This window comes from Streptomyces atratus (assembly GCF_900119365.1).
Taxonomy (GTDB): domain Bacteria; phylum Actinomycetota; class Actinomycetes; order Streptomycetales; family Streptomycetaceae; genus Streptomyces; species Streptomyces atratus_B.
Genome location: NZ_FPJO01000012.1, coordinates 71,223 through 93,051 on the forward strand (window position 1 = coordinate 71,223; position 21,829 = coordinate 93,051).

The window sequence follows — 21,829 nt, forward strand, 5'->3', positions numbered from 1 at the left end:
AGGAGCGGACGGAGGCGCCGTACCAAGGCGGCGCCGCCTATCGGGTCCGGGCCGTCAGCCCCCCACCGTCGAGGGCGTGTTGACGTGTGGTGACCGGGGGGAAGGAACAGTGGCATGTCGCTGCGCAAGGTGGCGCTGCAGGTCGATGTGCCTGAACTGGTACGTCGCCCCGACCTTGCGCAGTACGCCACGTTCATGCGCGTCCTCCAGGAACGCCATCAAGCGGAACGGGACTCGGCGCCTCGACGCCAGATAGATCCGTGCCATGGCCGACCTTCCCCAGGCCGCGCGTTTGAACCCGCTCAGGACCCCGACGAAGGTGCCGAACCCTGTCCACGGCAGGAAGATCTCCAGGGCCTCGGATCCGGATAGCTCCGGGCTCACGTTCGCGAACAGGGCCATGAATCCGCATACCAGTCCGCACACGGCGGCGCCGGCGGTCTCGAACACCCAAAAGGTCCGGCGGTCCAGGGCGAGAAGTGCTGTCGGTCCGACCACGGATGCCTGGTCGGCCTTCCTTACCCTCAGCCCGTCCACGAGTCCGACGAAGAGCCCGCTGATGACTCCGCACAGACAACCAGCCATGATCATTTCCGAACGCGGGACATCCGGCAGGAACGAGAGGCCGAGGAACGGGACGAAACCAATGGCGAACCCGACGACAAATGAGCGGAATGACAGGCGCATACCTGCGTTGGGGGTTCGTGGGTGCACGCGACGGGGGATCCCGAATGCCACTCCGTACGCGATCCCGCACACCAGGCTGAGGACGATCCCGGGCAGGACACCGAGCAGCAGCTGTGCGAAGAGGAGCTGGAGGATGCCGGTGGACTGCACAGTCCCACCTGCCGTCGGGCGCCCCGGCTGCAGGTAGGGCCACCATGCATATGTGAATGATGCGAGAAATCCGCCGGTGAAACCGTAGAAGGCCCCATGAATAGTTCCGATTCCGAACAATCGGGGTGACAGGCGTCGTGACGAAGCAGTCGCTGTGGGTCGCATCCGTAGCGGAACCGCAATCATGATTCCGAACAGGATCCCCCCCGCCAACCCGGCCAGGAACCCGTAGTTGGCCAGTTCCAGGCCGCTGAGCTCAACGTCCGCCATGGTCACGATGTCATCCGTATCGACGCGTCCGAGCGCTGTTACCGCGACCAGAACGGCGAGCGCGATTCCGTAGGTGATCGCGTACGCAAGACCGATCCCGAAGGTGCGGAGCGACCAGGGGCGCAGGGGGTCGAGGGGTGCAGGACGCATGGTCGCGGGGATGGAGAACATGAGCGTGAACATGGCCCAGCACATGGGCCATGTCATCAGCACGTGGTCGAAACTGCCGTACAGGAACCCGCCGCCGAGAGCCATGGCGAGACCACCCATGCACCCTGCTGAGAGCCGGCGGATGAACGCCGGAACGGCCTCGTGCAGCTCCCACCAGGCGAGGTCCGGGCTGCCGCCGCGGTTGTCCTCCAGGTGTCGCGCCAGGAAGCCCAGGTACTGCCCGGCTTCGACGGCGTTCCAGCGGGGCTCACCGGCGCCGTCCCAGCCGTAGGCAGCCGGAATATAGGCGTTGAACAGATGGGCGTCGAGGTCGGCACGGGTGGGGTAGACCGCCGTGTCGCAGAGCCGGTCCGGGTGAGGGGCCGGATCGGGTGCGGTCCAGGTGCGGACCTGAGGGCGGCGGTTGTAGCTGGTTCGCGCAAGGAACAGGCCGAGCGGGGTGCTCAGCGACTGCCCGACCGCGGAGCCACTGCCCAGCTGGGCAGCCACGTTGCGCCAGCGCTCCATGGCCGGGGCGTCGGCAGCACCGCCACCCCGCTGCAAGTAGTCGGCGGCCAGCTCGGGACTCAGCGGAAGCAGCCGGACCACGGCGGCGCTGTTGAACCGCACAGTGACGTCCGGCCCGTTGAGCGCGGCGCGGTAGGGCTCGGTCCTGCTGGTCAGTACGGCGGCCTGCCGTGCGGGCAGGGATCGGTTGAGCGTGTCCAGCGCGACGGCGTGCAGCGCGGGCGGCAGCTCGTCGAAGCCGTCCAGCAACGGCACGATGCGCCCCGCCTCCAGCAGGGACTGCGCAAGACTGGGCCCGGACCTGGAGCGGGATGCCGGCGCGCGCAGGCTGGGATATGTGCTCTGCAGCCGTTCGACCATCCATACGTTGAGAGGCTGGACCGGGTCCCACGAAGCCAGGGAGAACAGCACCGGCACGGGGTCACCGCTCTGCCGGCGCTGGATCAGATCCAGCAGCAGCCGGATGAGCAGAACCGTCTTGCCGGAACCCGGCTCACCGAGAACGACCAGCCGGCGCGTGGGGATCCGCCGGGAGAATACGTCACCGATCTGCGCACCGTCCCCCGCCAGACCGGCAGCATCCGCAGGCCATTCGGCAGGGTCACCCGGCGCGCCACCCGGCCAGGAGCGTGCCACGTCGGCCAGGCGGGGCCATGGTTCCATCAGGGTGTCGTCGACGCTGCCCCACGCCACCGGCAGTGTGTACGAATCGTTGATCTGGCGGCCGGCGGCCTCCTTCTCCCACTGCGGTCTCACCGCCGCCGCGAGCTCGTCCGCGACCGCGTCCAGATCGGTTGCGCCAGCGTGCTCACGACGGTACGCCACCCACGCCAGATACATGGGAGCGAGAGCCAGGAGGGTGGCACTCGCCACCCCGATCTTCTCCCCGTGGAGGGTCAGGGCCGCTACCACCCCGCCGGCAATCCCCACAACCACGAGTAGCCCGTACCACTTGCCAGTGGTCATCCTTGTTCCCCCATCGTGCAGCGAGAGGTCCCGTCACATCATGAGGTTTCATATAGTCCGCGTCGGCGCGGAATTGCCAATTCGCATTCGAGGGGAAGGGTCGCTTTTGAGTCATTGAGCGTTTTCAGAGTGGCCACCGATGAGGTGACGGCGGCGACGGCGCAACGCGCGAGACACCCGTGCCGTTGAGGGAGGTTTTCGAAGTCTCAACTCATCAGCACAGGCGCCTCGTTGGTCTTCTATCCTGCCGCACGCGACCTGCCTCATTCGCTGGTCGAGTGGGTCACCCTGCTCATCGTCACCCGCGAGGGTGACCGCCGCTGCAAGCTCCCGCCGCACCAACGCGCGCTCGTCGCTCTGGTGTACCTGCGCAAGCACGACGCCCTGGCACAGATAGCCGCCGGCTTCGGTATCTCGGGCGAACAACTGCGCACACACGGTGCGTCCGGTGCTGCGCGGTGCGACAGCGTGTCGCTGCCCGGAGCTGACATGGCGCGGGGCGCGCGACTGCCGCCGCGCCGCGCGCCCCGCGCCCCGGCTCAGACCGGCCGGAACCAGACCGTCGCCAGCGGCGGCAGCGTCAGCAGCAGGCTGCCGGGCCTGCCGTGCGCGGCCACCGGCTGCGGCTTCAGCGGACCGGGATGGCCCACACCGCTGCCGCCGTAGCGCGCGGCGTCGGTGTTGAGGACCTCCGCCCACGCCACCCGGTCCCCGAGCACATCCGGCACCCCCACCCGGTAGTCGTGCCGCACCACCGGGGAGAAGTTGCTGACGGCCAGCAGCGGCGAGCCGTGCGCGTCGTAGCGCAGGAAGGCGAAGACATTGTCCTCGGCCGCGCCGCCATCCACCCAGTCGAAGCCCTCCGGAACGGTGTCGCGCTGCCAGAGCGCGGGGGTCGCGCCGTACACCGCGTTCAGGTCGCTCACCAGGGTGCGTACGCCCCGGTGGTCGCTCTCCGCCGCGTACGAGGGGTCCAGCAGCCACCAGTCCGGGCCGTGTCCCTCCGACCACTCCGCGCCCTGGGCGAACTCCTGTCCCATGAAAAGGAGTTGCTTGCCCGGGTGGGCCCACATGAAGCCCAGGTAGGCCCGGTGGTTGGCGCGCTGCTGCCACCAGTCGCCGGGCATCTTGGAGACCAGCGACCGCTTGCCGTGCACCACCTCGTCGTGCGAGATCGGCAGGACGTAGTTCTCGCTGTACGCGTACACCATCGAGAAGGTCATCTCGTTGTGGTGGTACTTGCGGTGCACCGGCTCCTTCGACACGTACTCCAGGGAGTCGTGCATCCAGCCCATGTTCCACTTCAGCCCGAAGCCGAGGCCCCCGAAGCCGCCGGGGCCGACATGGTGGGTGGCGCGGGTGACGCCGTCCCAGGCGGTGGACTCCTCCGCGATGGTCACCACACCCGGATTGCGGCGGTAGACCGTGGCGTTCATCTCCTGGAGGAAGGCGACGGCGTCCAGATTCTCCCGCCCGCCGCGCTCGTTCGGGGACCACTCGCCCTCCTGGCGCGAGTAGTCGAGATAGAGCATCGAGGCGACCGCGTCGACCCGCAGCCCGTCGATGTGGAACTCCTCGCACCAGTAAGTGGCGTTGGCCACCAGGAAGTTGCGCACCTCGGTGCGGCCGAAGTCGAACTCCAGCGTGCCCCAGTCCGGATGTGCCGCCCGGGACGGATCGGAGTGCTCGTACAGCGGCCGGCCGTCGAACTCCGCCAGCGCCCAGTCGTCGCGCGGGAAGTGCGCGGGCACCCAGTCGACGATCACGCCGATTCCGGCCCGGTGCAGGGAATCGACGAGGAAACGGAAGTCGTCGGGTGTGCCCATGCGTGACGTGGGGGCGTAGAAGCCGGTGACCTGATACCCCCACGAGCCGCCGAAGGGGTGCTCCGAGATCGGCATCAGCTCCACATGTGTGAACCCCAGATCCCTTACGTACGCCGGGAGTTGGTCGGCCAGCCGGCGGTAGGTGAGCCCCGGCCGCCAGGACGGCAGATGCACCTCGTACACCGACAGCGGCGCCTCGTGCACCGGGACGTCCCCGCGGTGCGCCATCCACTCCTGGTCCCGCCATTCGTGGTGCGAGGCCGTCACGATCGAGGCGTTGGCGGGCGGCACCTCGGCGTACCGGGCCATCGGGTCGGCGCGCACCGTGTGCGAACCGTCCGGGCGGCACACGTCGAACTTGTACAGCGCGCCCTCCCCGATCCCGGGCAGGAACAGCTCCCACACCCCGGAGGAGCCCAGCGAACGCATCGGGAAGCCGGTGCCGTCCCAGTAGTTGAAGTCTCCGACGACCCGCACACCGCGGGCGTTGGGCGCCCAGAGCGTGAACCGGGTGCCCGCCACCCCCTGGTGCTCCATGGGCTGCGCGCCGAGGGCGGTCCACAGCTCCTCGTGCCGTCCCTCGCCGATCAGATGCAGATCGAGATCGCCGAGCGCGGGCAGGAAGCGGTACGGGTCCTGGACCTCGATCTCATCGTCGGCGTAGGCGACCAGCAGCCGGTGGTCGGGCAGCGCGGGCATCGGCAGCAGCCCGGAGAAGAAGCCGTCGCCGTCGTCGTGGAGCCGTGCCCGCAGTCCCTTGGCGAGCACGGTCACCGACCGGGCGTACGGGCGCAGCACCCGGAAGGTCACACCGCCCCGGACCGGGTGGGCGCCGAGCAGGTCGTGCGGGGCGTGGTGCTCACCGGCCAGCAGCCGGACCCGGTCGCCGTCGTCGAGGGGACGCGCCCGGCGCACGCCCTGGCCGGCGGCGCTCCGGCGGGGGCGCGGGGGCGGCGCCGCGGGGGCTGCCGCCGCCTCGGGTGCCGGTGGATCGACTCGGGGGACCTCGGTGGGGGCGGGCGTTGTGCGGGACGGCTTGCGGGCGGTCACGGGGACAGCCTCCTCGGAGGGTGTTGAGGGGGGAGAGAGGGAGCGGCGGGAGCGCGTGCCGGGCCGTCAGTCGTCGGCGGCGGCCAGGCGGTGGATCGCGGCCATCGGGACCGGCAGCCAGTCGGGCCGGTGACGTGCTTCGTACAGCACCTCGTACACCGCCTTGTCGGTCTCGTGGGCGCGCAGCAGCTCCGGTTCGCTGCGCGGGTCGAAGCCCGCGGCGCGGGCGTACCCCTCGCAGTAGGCGGTCCGGCAGCGGGCCGCCCAGCCGGCGTTCCACGGGCGGTGCGAGCGGGCCGCGTAGTCGAAGGAGCGGAGCATCCCGGCGATGTCGCGCACCGGGAGCTGTGGGCGGCGGCGTTCACGCAGCGGTCGGGCCGGTTCGCCCTCGAAGTCGATCAGTGACCAGAAACCGTCGGCCGCGCGCAGGGTCTGGCCGAGATGGAGATCGCCGTGCACCCGCTGGGCCGCCCAGTCGCGTCCCCGGTGACCGAGTGCGGCCACCGCGTCGAAGGCGGTACGCAGTCCGGGGACGTACGGCACGAGTTCCGGCACCGCCTGGGCGGCGGCCTCCAGCCGGCGCACCATCGAGGCGGCGAGGCGTTCGGTCTGGGCGCGGTGCAGGGCGGGCGTCGGCAGGGCGGCGGCGAGCGCGGTGTGCACCTCGGCGGTGGCCCGGCCCAGCGCGTGGGCCTCGTCGGTGAAGTCCCGGCTCCCGGCCAGGGCGCGCAGGGCGAGCTGCCAGCCGTCCTCGGCGCCGCTCAGGAACGGCTGCAGTACGCCGAGGGTGAGCGGCCGGGGGGTGGTGGCCTCGAACCAGGCGACGGGGGCGGGCACCCGTCCGCAGCCCTCTTGCACGAGCGCCAGCGGAAGCTCCAGATCGGGGTTGGTGCCCGGGAAGACCCGGCGGAAGATCTTGAGGATGTAGGCGTCGCCGTAGACGAGCGAGGTGTTGGACTGCTCGGTGTCGAGCAGCCGCGGTGTGAGCCCGGCGGCGATGGCTGGTCCGCTCCGGTCGAAGTGCAGGGCGCCCAGGGTGCCGGGGGTACGGAATCGTTCCAGCAGCAGTTCGGCGAGGCGCGGGTCGTGCAGCCCCTCGTAGACGGTGCGGCCGGCCAGCGGTCCCTCGGTCACCTGGCCGATGAGCGCGGGCGCCAGCCGGGGCGGCAGTGCGGCCCGTACGCCGAGCAGCAGTTGGTAGCAGTCGTCCGGCGACTGCGCGGGCGTGGACGGCTGGTGGACCCGGACCAGCAGATGGAGCAGCCCGGTTCCGGTTCCGGCGGCGACGGACTCGGTGCCCACCGGCAGTATCTCGGTCGTCGACACCAGCGAGAACGCGTTGATCGGCCGCCCCTTGCCCGCGAACCATCGCTGCCGGGGCAGCCATTGGTGCAGCAGGGGGGCGAGAGACGGGAGCAGGTTTGTGCTGTCGGTCAGGGCGACCCGAGTGGATGCAGCCTCCGACATGGCATCGCGTCCTTTCCCCGGGCACACCACAGGATGCGAAGAGTGTCCCGGATTGCGGCAATAGCTGTCCGGCTGTGCGGGACGTGTCGGGTCAGGATGGTCCGTACGGACTCGACTCGATGGGATCGAAACGCCAGATGGGACCCGGAAGGGGCCCGTACGTGTGCGGTGTGGGGTGAGGTGCCCCGTGCGGGGCGGCGGAAACCGCCCCGCGATCGATGGTGTCCGGTCAGCCCGGCGACGCGTCCTTGCGCAGCCGGAACCAGTAGAAGCCGTGCCCCGCGAGCGTCAGCAGGTAGGGCCACCGGCCGACGGCGGGGAAGCGCACCCCACCGATCAGCTCCACCGGATGACGCCCGTCGAAGGACCGCAGATCGATCTCCGTGGGCTGCGCGAACCGCGAGAAGTTGTGCACGCACAGCACGAGATCGTCTCCGTGCTCACGGGTGAAGGCGATCACGGCCGGGTTCGACGACGGCAGTTCGTTGTACGAGCCGAGACCGAAGGCGGGGTTCTGCTTACGGATCTCGATCATCCGCCGCGTCCAGTGCAGCAGCGACGACGGGGACGCCATCGACGCCTCGACATTGGTGACTTGGTAGCCGTAGACCGGATCCATGATGGTGGGGAGGTAGAGCCGCCCCGGGTCGCTGGAGGAGAACCCGGCGTTGCGGTCGGGCGTCCACTGCATCGGGGTGCGTACGGCGTCCCGGTCACCGAGCCAGATGTTGTCGCCCATCCCGATCTCGTCCCCGTAGTAGAGGATCGGGGAGCCGGGCAGTGACAGCAGCAGCGCGGTGAACAGCTCGATCTGGTTGCGGTCGTTGTCCAGCAGCGGTGCGAGCCGCCGCCGGATGCCGATGTTGGCCCGCATGCGCGGATCCTTGGCGTACTCCGCGTACATGTAGTCGCGTTCTTCGTCCGTGACCATTTCGAGGGTGAGCTCGTCGTGGTTGCGCAGGAAGATGCCCCACTGGCAGTTCTCCGGGATCGCCGGTGTCTTCGCCAGGATCTCGGAGACCGGGTGGCGGCTCTCGCGCCGTACGGCCATGAAGATCCGGGGCATCACGGGGAAGTGGAACGCCATGTGGCACTCGTCGCCGCCGGCCTCGTACGCGCCGAAGTAGTCGACGACGTCCTCCGGCCACTGGTTGGCCTCGGCGAGCAGCACGGTGTCCGGGTAGTGCGCGTCGATCTCCTTGCGGACCCGCTTGAGGAAGTCGTGCGTCTCCGGGAGGTTCTCGCAGTTGGTGCCCTCCCGCTGGTACAGGTACGGCACGGCGTCCACCCGGAAGCCGTCGATGCCGAGGTCAAGCCAGAAGCGGAGCGCGGAGATGATCTCCTCCTGGACCGCCGGGTTCTCGTAGTTGAGATCCGGCTGGTGGGAGAAGAACCGATGCCAGTAGTACTGCTTGCGCACCGGGTCGAAGGTCCAGTTGGACGTCTCCGTGTCCACGAAGATGATCCGGGCGTCCGGGAACTGCTTGTCGTCGTCGGCCCAGACGTAGTAGTCGCCGTACGGGCCCTCCGGGTCGGTGCGGGACTGCTGGAACCAGTCGTGCTGATCGCTCGTGTGATTCATGACGAAGTCGATGATCACGCGCATCCCGCGCTGGTGCGCGGCGTCGACGAACTCCACGAAGTCGGCCAGGTCGCCGAACTCCGGCAGTACGGCGGTGTAATCGGAGACGTCGTAACCGCCGTCGCGCAGCGGCGACTTGAAGAACGGCGGCAGCCAGAGGCAGTCGACGCCCAGCCACTGCAGATAGTCCAGTTTGGCGGTGATGCCCTTGAGGTCGCCGATGCCGTCGCCGTTGGAGTCCTGGAAGGACCTGACGAGTACCTCGTAGAAGACGGCGCGCTTGAACCAGTCGGGATCGCGGTCCTTGGCCGGGGTGTCCTCGAACGTGTCGTGGACAGGCTCATTGACGATCATGGTGTGGGTGACCCTCCGGTCGGCGGGGACGGTCGCAGGACGACGATGTGCGCGGGCGTGACGCCCGGCTCTAGGCGCACATAGAAGGTCCTGCCCCAGTGATAGGTGTCGCCGGAGAGCTCGTCGCGCACCGGCACGCGCTCGTGCCGGTCGAGGCCGAGTCGCGGCATGTCCAACGAGACCGTGGCCTCGTGGGTGTGGTGCGGGTCGAGGTTGGCGACCACCAGAACGATGTTCGACCCCGAACGCTTGCTGTACGCGATCAACGCGTCGTTGTCGGTGGAGTGGAAGTGCACGTCGCGCAGCTGCTGCAAAGCCGGGTTGCGGCGCCTGACGCGGTTGAGCGTGGTGATGAGCGGGGCCAGCGAACGGCCCTCGCGCTCTGCCGACTCCCAGTCCCTGGGCCGGATCTGATACTTCTCCGAGTCGAGGTACTCCTCACTGCCGGGCCCGACCGGGGTGTTCTCGCACAGCTCGTAGCCCGCGTACACACCCCAGGAGGGGGAGAGCGTCGCGGCGAGGACGGCCCGCGCCTCGAAGGCCGGGCGGCCTCCGTCCTGGAGGTAGCCGGACAGGATGTCCGGGGTGTTCACGAAGAAGTTGGGCCGCATGCAGGAAGCGGTCTCGCCCGACAACTCCGTGACGTATTCGGTGATTTCCTGCCTGGTATTGCGCCAGGTGAAATACGTGTAGGACTGCTGGAAGCCGATGGCTGCGAGCGTCTTCATCATCGCCGGCCGGGTGAATGCCTCGGCCAGGAAGATCACATCGGGGTCGGTCCGGTTGATGTCCGCGATCACCTTCTCCCAGAAGGCCACCGGTTTGGTGTGCGGATTGTCGACGCGGAAGATCCGTACCCCGTGATCCATCCAGAACCGCAGAATGCGCACGGTCTCGGCGACCAGCCCGCACATATCCCTGTCGAAGGCGATCGGATAGATGTCCTGGTATTTTTTCGGCGGATTCTCGGCATGGGCGATCGTGCCGTCCGCGCGGTGGTGGAACCACTCCGGGTGTTTCTCCACCCAGGGGTGGTCGGGAGAACACTGGAGTGCGAAATCGAGTGCGATCTCCATGCGTAGATCGCGAGCGGTCGCCACGAAATGATCGAAGTCGTCGAGGGTGCCGAGCTCGGGATGGACGGCGTCGTGACCGCCCTCGGCCGAGCCGATCGCCCATGGCACTCCCACGTCGTGCGGGGCGGGGGAGAGCGAGTTGTTGGGGCCCTTGCGGTGAGTGGTTCCGATGGGGTGGACGGGCGGGAGATAGACCACGTCGAAGCCCATCGCGGCGACCGCGGGAAGCCGCTCGGCGGCCGTACGGAAGGTGCCGCTGACGATCCTCGGAGCCGCCTCGGCCGCCTTCCCCGCCCTGCCCTTCCGCTTCGCGGGCGGACCGGCCTTCTCGACCCTGGCGCCTTCGGAGCGGGGGAACAGCTCGTACCAGGAGCCGAACAGGGCCCGCCGGCGTTCCACCACCAGCGGCAGCGGCGGGCAGGCGCTGAGGAGTTCGCGCAGCGGATGACGGGCGAGGGCGGCCTGCGCCTCGGGGGTGAGTGCCGCGGCCAGCCGGGCGGCAGCCGGGCGGGACGTGTCGCGCAGCGCGTCGACGGCGGCCAGCACCGCCTCGCGGCCGTCCCTCTTGGGCACCCCCTCGGCGGCCCGCTCGTACAGCTCGGCGCCCTCCGCCAGGACGAGCGTGGTGTCGATCCCCGCCGGAATCTTGATCCGGGCGTGCTGCCGCCAGGTGCTGACCGGATCGCTCCAGGCCTCGACCGTATACGTCCAGCGGCCCTCGGAGACCGGGGTGACATCGGCGCCCCAGCGGTCGGTGCCGGGAGCGAGCTCGCGCATCGGAGTCCAGGGGCCCGGGTGCCCGTTCGGGTCCGTCAGCACCACATTGGCGGCGACGGCCTCGTGGCCCTCGCGGAAGACGGTCGCGGTGACCTGGAAGGTCTCGCCGGCAACGGCCTTGGCGGGCCTTCTGCCGCAGTCGACGAGGGGACGGACGTCGAGGACGGGAATGCGACCGATCATGGAATCACCTGGGGACTGGGGTTCGGGCTGAACGGGGCGCGGCACAGTGGCGGAGGGCGAAATGCGCGCACCGCGACCGATCGGGTCCGTCCTTTCTAGCTGCTCCGTCGACGGCTGATGGGGTGTGGGCATGGCCGCTCCTGTCCGCATTCACTCGAATGGCAGTCGAATGACCTGGGCACGGGTATGTTGCGCGGAAGTAAACCGGATGAACTCCGGACCCGCGGATGCCTCGCATTCGTGCTGCATTCGGGCGGCATTCATCTACCGCCCGGGGCGCACTCGGGCTGTGTACCGGAGAAGCCTTCCCCTGATTCCCGGTGGGCCAATCCGGTGGTTCTGTTAATTGCTCGGGCGTATACGTGACGACCGGCTCGCACCCGGCCCCGCCTCGTCCGCACGGGCTCGCCGGAGACCGTCCGGACGCCACTGCGCAGCTTTCCCTCTGGTGTGGAGGGCCACAAGACCGAATGAGGGAATGGAATCGGCCATTACCGGTGGGGGCGATGTGCCCGGACGAGCCGTGAGTGAATCCGGATACGGATGGGGTGGGGGCCGCCACCACCGGTGAGGGACGCCGCCACCGGCGAGGGTGACGGAGCGGCGCACCCCGTGGTGCGTCCCCTGCGATCCGTACGTCCCCTGTAAAGGTGGTCATGTGAAGGCCATTCGTCGATTCACCGTGCGTCCTGTCCTCCCCGATCCCCTTCGACCGCTCAGCGACCTCGCCCACAATCTGCGCTGGTCCTGGCACACCGAGACCCGTGAGCTGTTCCAGGCCGTCGAACCGGAGGTCCGGCGGACGGCGGAATGCGATCCCGTACGGCTGCTCGGTGCCGTATCCGCCGGGCGGCTCGCCGAGCTGGCCCGGGACGAGAAGTTCCTGCACCGGCTGGCCGAGGCGTCCCAGGACCTCCGGGACTACCTGGACGGGCCCAGGTGGTACCAGGAGCAGCAGGAGCTGGGCGCCGAACTCCCGGCCGCCGTCGCCTACTTCTCGCCCGAGTTCGGAGTGACCGCGGCCCTGCCCCAGTACTCCGGCGGGCTCGGCATCCTCGCCGGTGACCATCTCAAGGCCGCCAGCGACCTCGGCGTCCCCCTCATCGGGGTCGGCCTGCTCTACCGGCACGGCTACTTCCGCCAGAGCCTGTCGCGCGACGGCTGGCAGCAGGAGCACTATCCGGTACTCGATCCGAACGAGCTCCCCCTCGCCCTGCTGCGCGAGGCCGACGGCACCCCGAGCCGGGTGGTGCTGGCCCTGCCCGGCGGCCGTTCCCTGCACGCCCACATCTGGCAGGCCCGGGTCGGACGCGTACCCCTGCTGATGCTCGACTCCGACGTGGAGGAGAACGCGCCGGGCGAACGCGAGGTGACCGACCGGCTGTACGGCGGCGGCAGCGAGCACCGGCTCTTCCAGGAGATGCTCCTCGGTATCGGCGGCGTACGGGCCGTGCGCACCTACTGCCGTCTCACCGGCCACCCGGAACCCGAGGTGTTCCACACCAACGAGGGGCACGCCGGCTTCCTCGGGCTCGAACGCATCCGTGAACTTTCCGGCAGCGGCCTCGACTTCGACTCCGCGGTGGAGGCCGTACGGGCCGGCACGGTCTTCACCACCCACACGCCCGTGCCCGCCGGGATCGACCGCTTCGACCGCGAGCTCGTCGCCCGGCACTTCGGCGACGACGGTGAACTCCCGGGCGTCTGTGCCGAGCGCATCCTGCAACTGGGCACGGAGACCTACCCCGGCGGTGAGCCCGGCCTCTTCAACATGGCGGTGATGGGGCTCCGGCTCGCCCAGCGGGCCAACGGGGTCTCCACCCTCCACGGCGCGGTCAGCCGGGAGATGTTCGCCGGGCTGTGGCCCGGCTTCGACCCCGCCGAGGTGCCGGTCACCTCGGTGACCAACGGGGTCCACGCACCCACCTGGGTGGCGCCCGAGGTCTTCCGGCTGCGCAGCCGCTACGGCGGCGCGCCCGGACGCTGGGAATCCGCCGCCGGGGTCCCCGACCGGGAGCTGTGGGACCTGCGGCGGTCCCTGCGGGGGCAGTTGGTCACCGAGGTCCGCGAGCGGCTGCACGCCTCGTGGCGGGTCCGGGGCGCGGAGCCGGCCGAGCTCGGCTGGATCGACTCCGTGCTGGACCCGGACGTGCTGACGATCGGCTTCGCCCGGCGCGTCCCCTCGTACAAGCGGCTGACGCTGATGCTGCGTGACCGCGAGCGGCTGACGGAGCTGCTGCTCCACCCGACCCGCCCGGTCCAGATCGTCGTCGCGGGCAAGGCCCACCCCGCCGACGACGGCGGGAAGCGGCTGGTGCGGGAGCTGGTGCGGTTCTCCGACGACCCGCGGGTGCGCCACCGCATCGTGTTCCTGCCGGACTACGGGATGGCCATGGCACAGAAGCTCTACCCGGGCTGCGACGTATGGCTGAACAATCCGCTGCGCCCGCTGGAGGCCTGCGGTACGAGCGGGATGAAGGCGGCGCTCAACGGCTGCCTGAACCTCTCGGTGCTCGACGGCTGGTGGGACGAGTGGTTCGAGCCGGACTTCGGCTGGGCGATCCCGACCGCCGACGGTCTGGCGCAGGACGAGGACCGCCGGGACGATCTGGAGGCGGCCGCCCTCTACGAGCTGATCGAGGACCGGGTCGCGCCGCGCTTCTACGACCGGGGCGGCGAGGGGCTTCCGGAGCGCTGGATCGAGATGGTCCGCCGCACGCTGGGCACGCTCGGTCCCAAGGTGCTGGCCGACCGGATGGTCTGCGAGTACGTGGAGCGGTTGTACGCGCCCGCAGCGCACGCCCGGCGTGCGCTGGAACCGGGGACGGCTCGCCGGCTCGCCGACTGGAAGGCCAGGGTCCGTGCCGCCTGGCCGCGGGTGGCCGTCGACCATGTGGAGGCCGTGGCGCCCACCGCGGCGGACGGCTCGGCCGAGCTGGGGGCGACGCTGCTGCTCCGGGTCAGGGTCGCCCTCGGGGTGCTGGAGCCGGACGACGTGGAGGTGCAGGCGGTGGCCGGCCGGGTGGACGCCGCCGACGGGATCTCGGACGCCCAGCTCTTCCCGCTGAAGCCGGCCGGGGGCCAGGACATGGAGGGCCGCTGGCTCTACGAGGGGCCGCTCGCCCTCGACCGCACGGGGCCGTACGGCTACACGGTGCGGGTGCTGCCGGCCCATCCGCTGCTGGCGACCGGGGCGGAACTCGGCCTGGTGGCGCTGCCCCCGGAGGCGGCCGGGGACGGTGCGGGTGTGCTGATGCGCTGATGCGCCGAAACGGAACCGCCCGGCAGGGGCGTGAGCTCCTGCCGGGCGGCGGTCACCGGGTCATGACCGGTGTGGGGTTCAGAAGGTGAGCTTGAAGCTGTTGATCTTGCCCGTGTCACCCGAGTAGACGTCCTGGACCTTGAGCTTCCAGCTGCCGTTGGCGACCTCGGACGACGCGTTGACCGTGTACGTGGCCTTGACGTCGTCCGCGGAGTCGAAGCCCGAGTTCTTCAGGCGGTACGAGGTGCCGTCCGGGGCGACGAGGTCGATGACCAGGTCACCGCGGTAGGTGTGGGTGATGTCCACGTCGACCTTGAGGGTGCTGGGCGCGTTGCCGGTGATACCGGTGACGTTGACCGAGCTGGTGACGGCCGCACCGCGGTCCGGGATGGCCACCGTGGTCTTGTTCTCGAAGACCTTGCCGCCCGGGTCCGGGTTGCCGCCGTCGCGGGTGCCGACGTTGATGGCCGCCCAGGCGTCGCCGACCGCCTTGTACTCGGCGCTGGTCGTGCCGTACAGCTCACCGGCCACGGCGAGGGTGCCGGTGCGGGCCGCCGCGTAGTTGGTGGTGGAGGTGAACTTGGTGGTGAGCGCCTTGAACCAGATCTGCTCGGCCTTGGCGCGGCCGATGCCGGTCACCGGCAGGCCGTCGGAGGTCGGGGAGTCGTAGGAGACCCCGTTGACGACCTTGGCGCCGCTGCCCTCGGAGAGCAGGTAGAAGAAGTGGTTCGCCGGGCCCGAGGAGTAGTGGACGTCGATGTTGCCGATGCCCGAGTACCACGCGTCCTTGGACGCGCCGTCCTTGCTCGGCTTGTCCATGTAGCGCAGCGGGGTGCCGTCGCCGTTGATGTCGATCTTCTCGCCGACGAGGTAGTCGCCCGGGTCCGCGGTGGTGTTGGAGTAGAACTCCACGCCCGCGGCGAAGATGTCGCTGGTCGCCTCGTTCAGGCCACCGGACTCGCCGCTGTAGACCAGGTTGGCGGTGGCGGCGGTGACACCGTGCGACATCTCGTGCGCGGCCACATCGAGCGAGGTCAGCGGCTTGACGTTGCCCTCGCCGTCGCCGTACGTCATGCAGAAGCAGCTGTCCTGCCAGAAGGCGTTGACGTAGGCGTTGCCGTAGTGGACGCGGGAGTACGCGCCGACACCGTCACCGCGGATACCGGTGCGGCCGTGCACGTTCTTGTAGTAGTCCCAGGTCTCGGCCGCGCCGTAGTGGGCGTCCGCGGCGGCCGTCTCGGCGTTCGACGGGTTGCCGTTGCCCCACACGTCCGTGGAGTTGGTGAACAGCGTCCCGGTGCCGGACGACCCGTGGTTCAGGTTGTAGGTCTTGTGGTTGCCGCGGCCCGTGTCGGTCAGCGTGTACGACGGGGCGGTGCCGAGGGTGACCTGGCCGTTGTACTGGGTGTTGCCGGTACCGTTCTCGACACCCTGCCACTCGTACAGCTTCGCCCCGGTGGCCGCGTCCGTGATGACGTGCAGCTCGTTGGGGGTGCCGTCGTGCTGGAGGCCGCCGACGACGGTCTCGTAGGCGAGCTGCGGCTTGCCCTGCGCCATCCAGACCACCTTGCGGGGCGCCCGGTCGGCCTCGGTCTTCTTCGAACCGTCGGCCTTGGCGAGGCCGAGCGCCTGCTTCTCCGCCTTGGCGGGCGCGACGTCCGCCTTCAGGTCCACGGCCTTCAGCTGGCCGCTGGTCACCTTGGAGGCCTTGGTGACGCCCTGGGTCGTCCCGGACTTGGACTCCTTGACGATCAGGTCGCCGCCGAGCACCGGGAGTCCGGCGAAGGTGCGCTCGTAACGCGTGTGCGTGGTGCCGTCGTTGTCCTGGATGACATCCCGGACGACGAGCTTCTCCTGGGATCCGAGACCGAGGTCCTTGGCCGTGTCCGCCTTGCTCGCGTCGGCCTTGCGGATCAGCTCGGCGCGCTGGGACGGGGAAAGCTGCTTGGCCAGGGAACCCTGGTCGGCGCCGGCGGACGCCGGTACCGCCGAGGTCGTGCTGCCGGGGGTGGCAGTGGCTGTACCGGTCTGGACTCCGACTGCGATGAGGGCTGCTGCGGCTATCAGAGCGCCGGTCGCGGTGGCACGACGGCTGGGCGTGGATCTCACGCGGACTCCTTCTGCGAGGGGGGTACCGGCGGCACGGTGAGCCGTCCGGGGTGAGCGAGAAGTGCGCAGAACGGGGTGAAGAGTGTCAGCCGGGAGCCGTTCCTGTCAGGACCGCGTCAACAACTTGGCCGGAACTCGTTCGTTGCCGGAAAGGTCATGTTCGTTAAGCGGACGTTTCGCGGATCATCACCGTGATGCCGTAGGACGTCGTCCGTGCCCGGAATTCGAAGAGAGTGCCGAGGTCCGCCTCGAAGCCTTCGTGTTCGAACAACGGTCGGGGGAGCGGGTGTTCGGCGCTGGCCGAGATGGCGTCGGCATGTGGCTGATTTCTTACCATCGGCTTCCCCGTGGAGAGCCGGGTGTCCTGAAGTGACCACGGCTCCGCGCGGCCGGCCGTGGCGGCCGCGGCCGTTTTCGCCGCGTTCGCCCCACGGCCCGGCCGGGGGTACGTCAGGGGTGGAGAGGGCGGTCGTCCCCGCCGCGCGCTCTCCCTCGCTCACCCGTACCGGGTGGCCCGTCGATCCTGACCACGTCCACCGGGCCCGCCGTCCACGGGAGGGAAGCGGGCACTACGGCACCCGTCGTAGCCGACACCGTGCGGGCGGCACGGGGCGCCGCGCTCGCGGCCTCCCCGTAACTTCCTTACCACCTGCGGGAATCGGCGCTCCCACCGGCCTCAGGCGGTGGTGAGCACCATCCGGAAGCGGGCCGCGCCGGACAGCATCTTGCGGTACGCCTCCTCCGCGCCTTCCAGCGGCACGGTCTCGGTCATCGGGCGGATCCCGTGCAGGGCGCTGAACGCCAGGGTTTCCTGCACGTCCTGCGCGGTGCCGGACGGGTGGCCCCGGACGACCTTGCCCGACATCAGCAACTGGTTCGGGCTGATCCCCAACGGCTCCGCGTCCGCGCCGATGACCACCAGCTCGCCGCGCGGCGCCAGCCCCTCCACGGTCGCCGTGATGGCCGCGGAGTTGGCGGCGGTGGCCAGGACGACCCGGGCACCGCCCAGGGCCTGCAACGCGTCCGCGACGCCGGTGTCCGCGGTGCTGTCGACGTAGTGGTGCGCGCCGAGCTCCTGCGCGAAGTCGGCCTTGGCGGCCCCGCGGGCGATCGCCACCGTCTCGAAGCCCATCGCCGCCGCGTACTGCACGCCCAGGTGCCCGAGGCCGCCGATGCCGAGCACGGCGACCAGGTCCCCGGGCCGGGCGGCGCTGCGCCGCAGCCCGTTGTACGTGGTCACCCCCGCACAGCCGATCGGCGCCGCGTCGGCCGCCGCCAGCGCGTCGGGGATCCGGGCCAGGGCGTCCGCCGGGACGGTCACGCTCTCGGCGTAGCCACCGTCGTACGCCCATCCGGGCACCTTCAGGTTCACGCAGACCATGAAGTCGCCCCGCCTGCACGGCGTGCAGTGGCCGCAGCTGCCGCCGAACCAGCCCACCGCCACCCGGTCACCCACCTGCCAGGCGTTCTGAGTCCCCTCGCCGAGCTCCGCGATCCGGCCCGCGATCTCGTGCCCCGGGACCACCGGGAACCGTACGCCCGGCAGCGCGGCGTCCACGAAGAGCGCGTCGCTGTGGCAGATCCCGCAGGCGTCCACGGCCACCCGGACATGACCCGGGCCCGGCTGCGCCACCGCGCGCTCGACGATCTCGAAAGGACCGCCTGCGGCGGTGGCCTGCGCGGCTCGGTAGACGCTGGGGACGCTCATCTGGATCTCTCCGCGGGTACGGGGTGGACGGCCCCCCGGAACCAGCAGATCAGCTCCGGCCCGGTCACGCGCGCCGGGCAGCGCGTTCGGGGGCCCCGCCGGCTCAGGAGGAGGGCGGCCGTTCGCCGTGCCAGGAGCGCCAGAGCGCGGCGTACGCGCCGTCGGCCGCCACGAGCTCGTCATGGGTGCCCAGTTCGGTGATCCGGCCGTCCTCCATCACGGCCAACCGGTCGGCGTCGTGGGCCGTCTGCAGCCGGTGCCTGCTCCAGGGATCGTACGGCCAGCGTGAGACTTCGGCACCGTCTGACCGCCCGGTTTGGCGCGTGCTGATCCCGGACACGACGAAAACCCCGCCACCCCCTGGAATCCGCCAGGGGCGTGGCGGGTCACTTGCCGAATCGTCGTTCACGACTCGCGTACGAGCGAAGTGCGCGCAGGAAGTCCACGTGACGGAACGCCGGCCAGTAGCAGTCCACCCAGTGCATCTCGGCGTACGCGGACTGCCAGAGAAGGAAGCCGGACAGCCGCTGTTCTCCGGAGGTTCGGATGATGAAGTCGGTGTGGTCGGCTGTCGGCGAGTACAGATGCCGGGAGATGTCCTCGATGTCGAACCGTTCGACCAGTTCGGCAGGGTCGCCACCGGCAGCGATGTGTTCCTCGAAGGCGCTCTTCACCGCATCGACGATCTCCCGTCGGCCGCCGTAGCCGACCGCGACGTCCACCTTGAGCCCGCCGCGCCCGGCGGTCGCGGCGGCGGCCTCCTTGAGCACTTGGGCACTGGTACCGGGCAGCATGTCGAGCGAGCCGATCACCTGGACCTCCCAGGGGCGGCCTGCGGCCGTGATGTCCCGGACGGTCTCTTCGATGATCTCGATCAGCGGGCCGAGCTGCTCGGCGGGGCGCCCGAGGTTGTCGTCGGAGAGCATGAAGAGGGTCACGTGCTCGATTCCGTCGGCAGTGCACCAGCCCAGGAACTCGGTCGTCTTGGCGCCGCCCGCCCGGTACCCCTCCCGGACGTCCGCGTGACCCGCCTGCCGAGCCCAGCGCCGATTGCCGTCGAGCATGATCCCGACGTGCTGCGGGCGGGGCAGCCCCGCCAGAGTGGCGGCCAGCCGACGCTCGTACACCGCCTCGATCGGCCGTCGGAGAAACAGTGGGAGCAGCCTCATGAACCATCTCCATCGCGTTGTGGATGCTCGCCGCGGACCCTACCAGGGGCACTTTGACGAGCTCGGCGAACGCTGGCGTCCGCACCGGTGCCGCCGACATGGTCCACCTTGGCAGCCCCGCGTACGACGGCGCCAATCCCCGCCCCTGCTCACGGCCGCTGCGCGCAACCCGCATGGGCGAGGTGGGCGACGCGGCGGCCGGGGAGCCGGTCAGGACTCTGTGGTGCCGTTGGTGGGAGTGGTGCGGGTGCCACTGCTGTCAGGCGCATGACGAAGTGTAGAGAGCTGTGGATCTGGTGATGTGTGATCGGATCGGATCGGGCCGGGTAGTGGTTCATCGCCCGCCGCAGGCGATCCGGGCGTCCTCGGGAACTGGTCGGCAGGCTTCCCGGGTTCGGCCGATTCCTCTCAGGTGAGGAGGCTGCGCCAGCGGTCGGCCGACTCCATGATGTCCAGGCTGACCCGCTCCAGGAACGCCCCTGCCTTGGCCATCCGCCGCCCCACGGGGCTGTCGGGCCCGGCCGCCTCCGCCGTGACCATCGCGGACTGCGCCGCTTCGAGAGTCTGCCGCGTGCTGAGGACGATGGACCGGTACCAGGCCTCGTCGTCGATCACATAGACGTCGCGGCGCCGCTGCGGATCGCGCTCACGCCGGACATAACCGTGCTGGACGAGGTAGTTCACGGCCAAGGAGACGGAGGCGGGGCTGACCTCCAGCCTGCGGGCCAGCTCGGCCGCGGTGCGCCTGCCGTCCTCGGACAGCAGCAGGTCGACGTGCACGCGTGCTGTCATCCTCGGCAGCCCCGCCCGGACCGCCATCTCGATGATCTCCTCTCCCGCCGCGTCCCCCGATGGTCCGGCCGCGCGCGGGGGCGCCGGTGTGCCACGACGCGCCCGCCGGCCCGCCGCCCGGTGCGCCCGCTGGGGCTGGTAGCCGCCGGAGCCGCCGTTGCGTCCGATCTCCCGGCTGATCGTCGAGGTCGGCCGGTCGAGCCGCCTCGCGATCTCGGCGTAGGAGAGCCCGTCGGCGATTCCGGCCGCGATGCGCTGGCGGTCCTGCTGGGTCAACCGTTCTCCTGGCATGCCGTCAGTATTGCTTTCGCCGTCATTCATTGCAACGCATCATTGCATTTGACCGCATCGTCATTGCATCAATTTTCTGCCGCTGACCTGCGTAAATGCATTTTCGTTGATTGACAGAAATTCTGAATGCAACGTAGCTTTCAAGCATCGTCAAACGCGTACTATCGCGAGATGAGGAATGATCATGGGTGAATTCCTGCACACCGTCCCGACGATGCCTGCGGCGCGCCGATCCGGCTGCCCCTTCGATCCGCCGGCCGAGCTGGTCGACGCCCGCCGGCACGGCCCCCTCAGCCACTACACCTTCCCCGGCGGAGAACCCGGCTGGCTGATCACCGGATACGACCTGGTCAGGGCGGTTCTGGCCGACTCGCGGTTCAGCTCACGCAAGGAGCTCATGCTCCACCCGACCATCGACTACGGAGACATGAAGGCGCCCCCGGCGCCGCCCGGCGAGTTCCTCCTCATGGACGACCCCGAGCACAGCCGCTATCGAAGGCCGCTGATGGGCAAGTTCACCGTACGGCGGATGCGACTGCTCACCGAGCGCATCGAGCAGATCACCGCCGACCACCTGGACGCCATGGAGGAGGCCGGGCCGTCGGCGGACCTGGTGACCGCGTTCGCCAAGCCCATCCCCGCCATCGTGATCTGTGAACTGCTGGGGGTGCCTTACCAGGACCGGGGGTCCTTCCAGGAACAGGTCGACTCGTTCATGAACGGGGAGACGAGCGACGAGGACCTGATCGCGGCCTATACCGGGACCCAGAACTACCTCGCGGAGCTGGTGGCCGCCAAACGCGCCAACCCCACCGACGACGTGCTCAGCGACCTCACCGACAGCGATCTGACCGACGAGGAACTGAGGGGGATGGCCCTGCTCCTGCTGGCGGCCGGGCTCGACACCACCACGAACATGCTGGCCCTCGGCACCTTCGCGCTGCTGCGCAACCCGGAGCAACTGGCCGCGCTGCGCGCCGATCCCGCGCTCACCGACCGGGCCGTGGAGGAACTGCTGCGGTATCTCAGCGTCGCCAAGACGTTCATGAGAACGGCGCTGGAGGACGTCGAGGTGGGCGGCCGGACCATCGAGGCCGGCTCGCGGGTGATCCTCTCGTACAACACCGCCAACCGCGACCCCGAACGCTTCGCCGATCCCCACATGCTCGACCTCCGCAGGCAGGAAGGCGGGCACCTGGCCTTCGGCCACGGCATCCACCAGTGCCTGGGACAGCAACTGGCCCGCGTCGAGATGAAGGTGGCGTTCCCCGCGCTGTTCAACCGCTTCCCCACGCTGCGCCTGGCCGTACCGCCCGAGGAGATTGCCCTGCGTCCGGAGACCGCGGACGTCTACGGGGTGAAGAGCCTCCCGGTCACCTGGGAGGCGTGAGCGACGAGGATCGCCGTGGACGCCGGGCGCTGCGCCGGCTCC

The 21,829-nt window shown here is 69.8% G+C and carries 12 protein-coding genes and 1 pseudogene; 3 read left to right on the top strand and 10 right to left on the bottom strand.

The genetic code is table 11. The features are described from left to right. Positions 1-54: 54 nt before the first annotated feature. Positions 55-2,751, bottom strand: a complete 2,697-nt coding sequence (locus tag BT364_RS21150; RefSeq protein WP_079179563.1) for an NACHT domain-containing protein — start codon at positions 2,749-2,751, stop codon at positions 55-57. Between the two features lie 231 nt (positions 2,752-2,982). Between BT364_RS21150 and BT364_RS21155 the strand changes: the two are divergent. Continuing rightward, positions 2,983-3,168, top strand: a pseudogene (locus BT364_RS21155) (transposase family protein); the annotation flags it as partial. Positions 3,169-3,290: 122 nt separating this feature from the next. Here BT364_RS21155 and glgB read toward each other — a convergent pair. From glgB to BT364_RS21175, 4 genes are all read right to left on the bottom strand, one after another. Further along, positions 3,291-5,627, bottom strand: coding sequence for a 1,4-alpha-glucan branching enzyme (gene glgB, locus BT364_RS21160; protein ID WP_072486786.1), 2,337 nt, complete (start codon positions 5,625-5,627; stop codon positions 3,291-3,293). Positions 5,628-5,693: 66 nt separating this feature from the next. After that, on the bottom strand, positions 5,694-7,094 hold the full coding sequence (locus tag BT364_RS21165; protein ID WP_072486787.1) for a maltokinase N-terminal cap-like domain-containing protein: 1,401 nt from the start codon (positions 7,092-7,094) through the stop codon (positions 5,694-5,696). 229 nt (positions 7,095-7,323) lie between these two features. Then, entirely contained in the window at positions 7,324-9,030 is a 1,707-nt protein-coding gene (gene treS / locus BT364_RS21170; RefSeq protein WP_072486788.1) for a maltose alpha-D-glucosyltransferase, read from the bottom strand. Next, a complete protein-coding gene (locus tag BT364_RS21175) occupies positions 9,027-11,066 on the bottom strand; it encodes an alpha-1,4-glucan--maltose-1-phosphate maltosyltransferase (protein ID WP_072486789.1) in 2,040 nt (679 codons plus the stop codon). Before BT364_RS21175 ends, treS begins: the two co-directional genes overlap by 4 nt. Positions 11,067-11,724: 658 nt before the next feature. Here BT364_RS21175 and glgP point away from each other — a divergent pair. Then, on the top strand, positions 11,725-14,328 hold the full coding sequence (gene glgP / locus BT364_RS21180; protein WP_177328183.1) for an alpha-glucan family phosphorylase: 2,604 nt from the start codon (positions 11,725-11,727) through the stop codon (positions 14,326-14,328). Between the two features lie 78 nt (positions 14,329-14,406). Here the strand turns inward: glgP and BT364_RS21185 are convergent, their stop codons facing one another. The 5 genes from BT364_RS21185 to BT364_RS21205 all read right to left on the bottom strand — a co-directional run bounded on the left by BT364_RS21185 (position 14,407) and on the right by BT364_RS21205 (position 20,397). Continuing rightward, entirely contained in the window at positions 14,407-16,437 is a 2,031-nt protein-coding gene (locus tag BT364_RS21185; protein WP_072486790.1) for a M4 family metallopeptidase, read from the bottom strand. 676 nt (positions 16,438-17,113) lie between these two features. Beyond that, positions 17,114-18,145, bottom strand: coding sequence for an alcohol dehydrogenase (locus BT364_RS21190; RefSeq protein WP_072486791.1), 1,032 nt, complete (start codon positions 18,143-18,145; stop codon positions 17,114-17,116). 103 nt (positions 18,146-18,248) lie between these two features. Next, positions 18,249-18,371, bottom strand: a complete 123-nt coding sequence (locus BT364_RS43130; protein ID WP_256260126.1) for a hypothetical protein — start codon at positions 18,369-18,371, stop codon at positions 18,249-18,251. A gap of 160 nt (positions 18,372-18,531) precedes the next feature. Further along, entirely contained in the window at positions 18,532-19,314 is a 783-nt protein-coding gene (locus BT364_RS21200) for an isoprenyl transferase (RefSeq protein ID WP_072486793.1), read from the bottom strand. Positions 19,315-19,722: 408 nt separating this feature from the next. Further along, positions 19,723-20,397: a GbsR/MarR family transcriptional regulator gene (locus tag BT364_RS21205; RefSeq protein ID WP_072486794.1), complete on the bottom strand. Its 675-nt coding sequence runs from the start codon at positions 20,395-20,397 to the stop codon at positions 19,723-19,725. Between the two features lie 184 nt (positions 20,398-20,581). On the opposite strand from BT364_RS21205, the gene BT364_RS21210 reads away from it, so the two are divergent. After that, a complete protein-coding gene (locus BT364_RS21210; RefSeq protein WP_072486872.1) occupies positions 20,582-21,787 on the top strand; it encodes a cytochrome P450 in 1,206 nt (401 codons plus the stop codon). Positions 21,788-21,829: the final 42 nt, after the last annotated feature.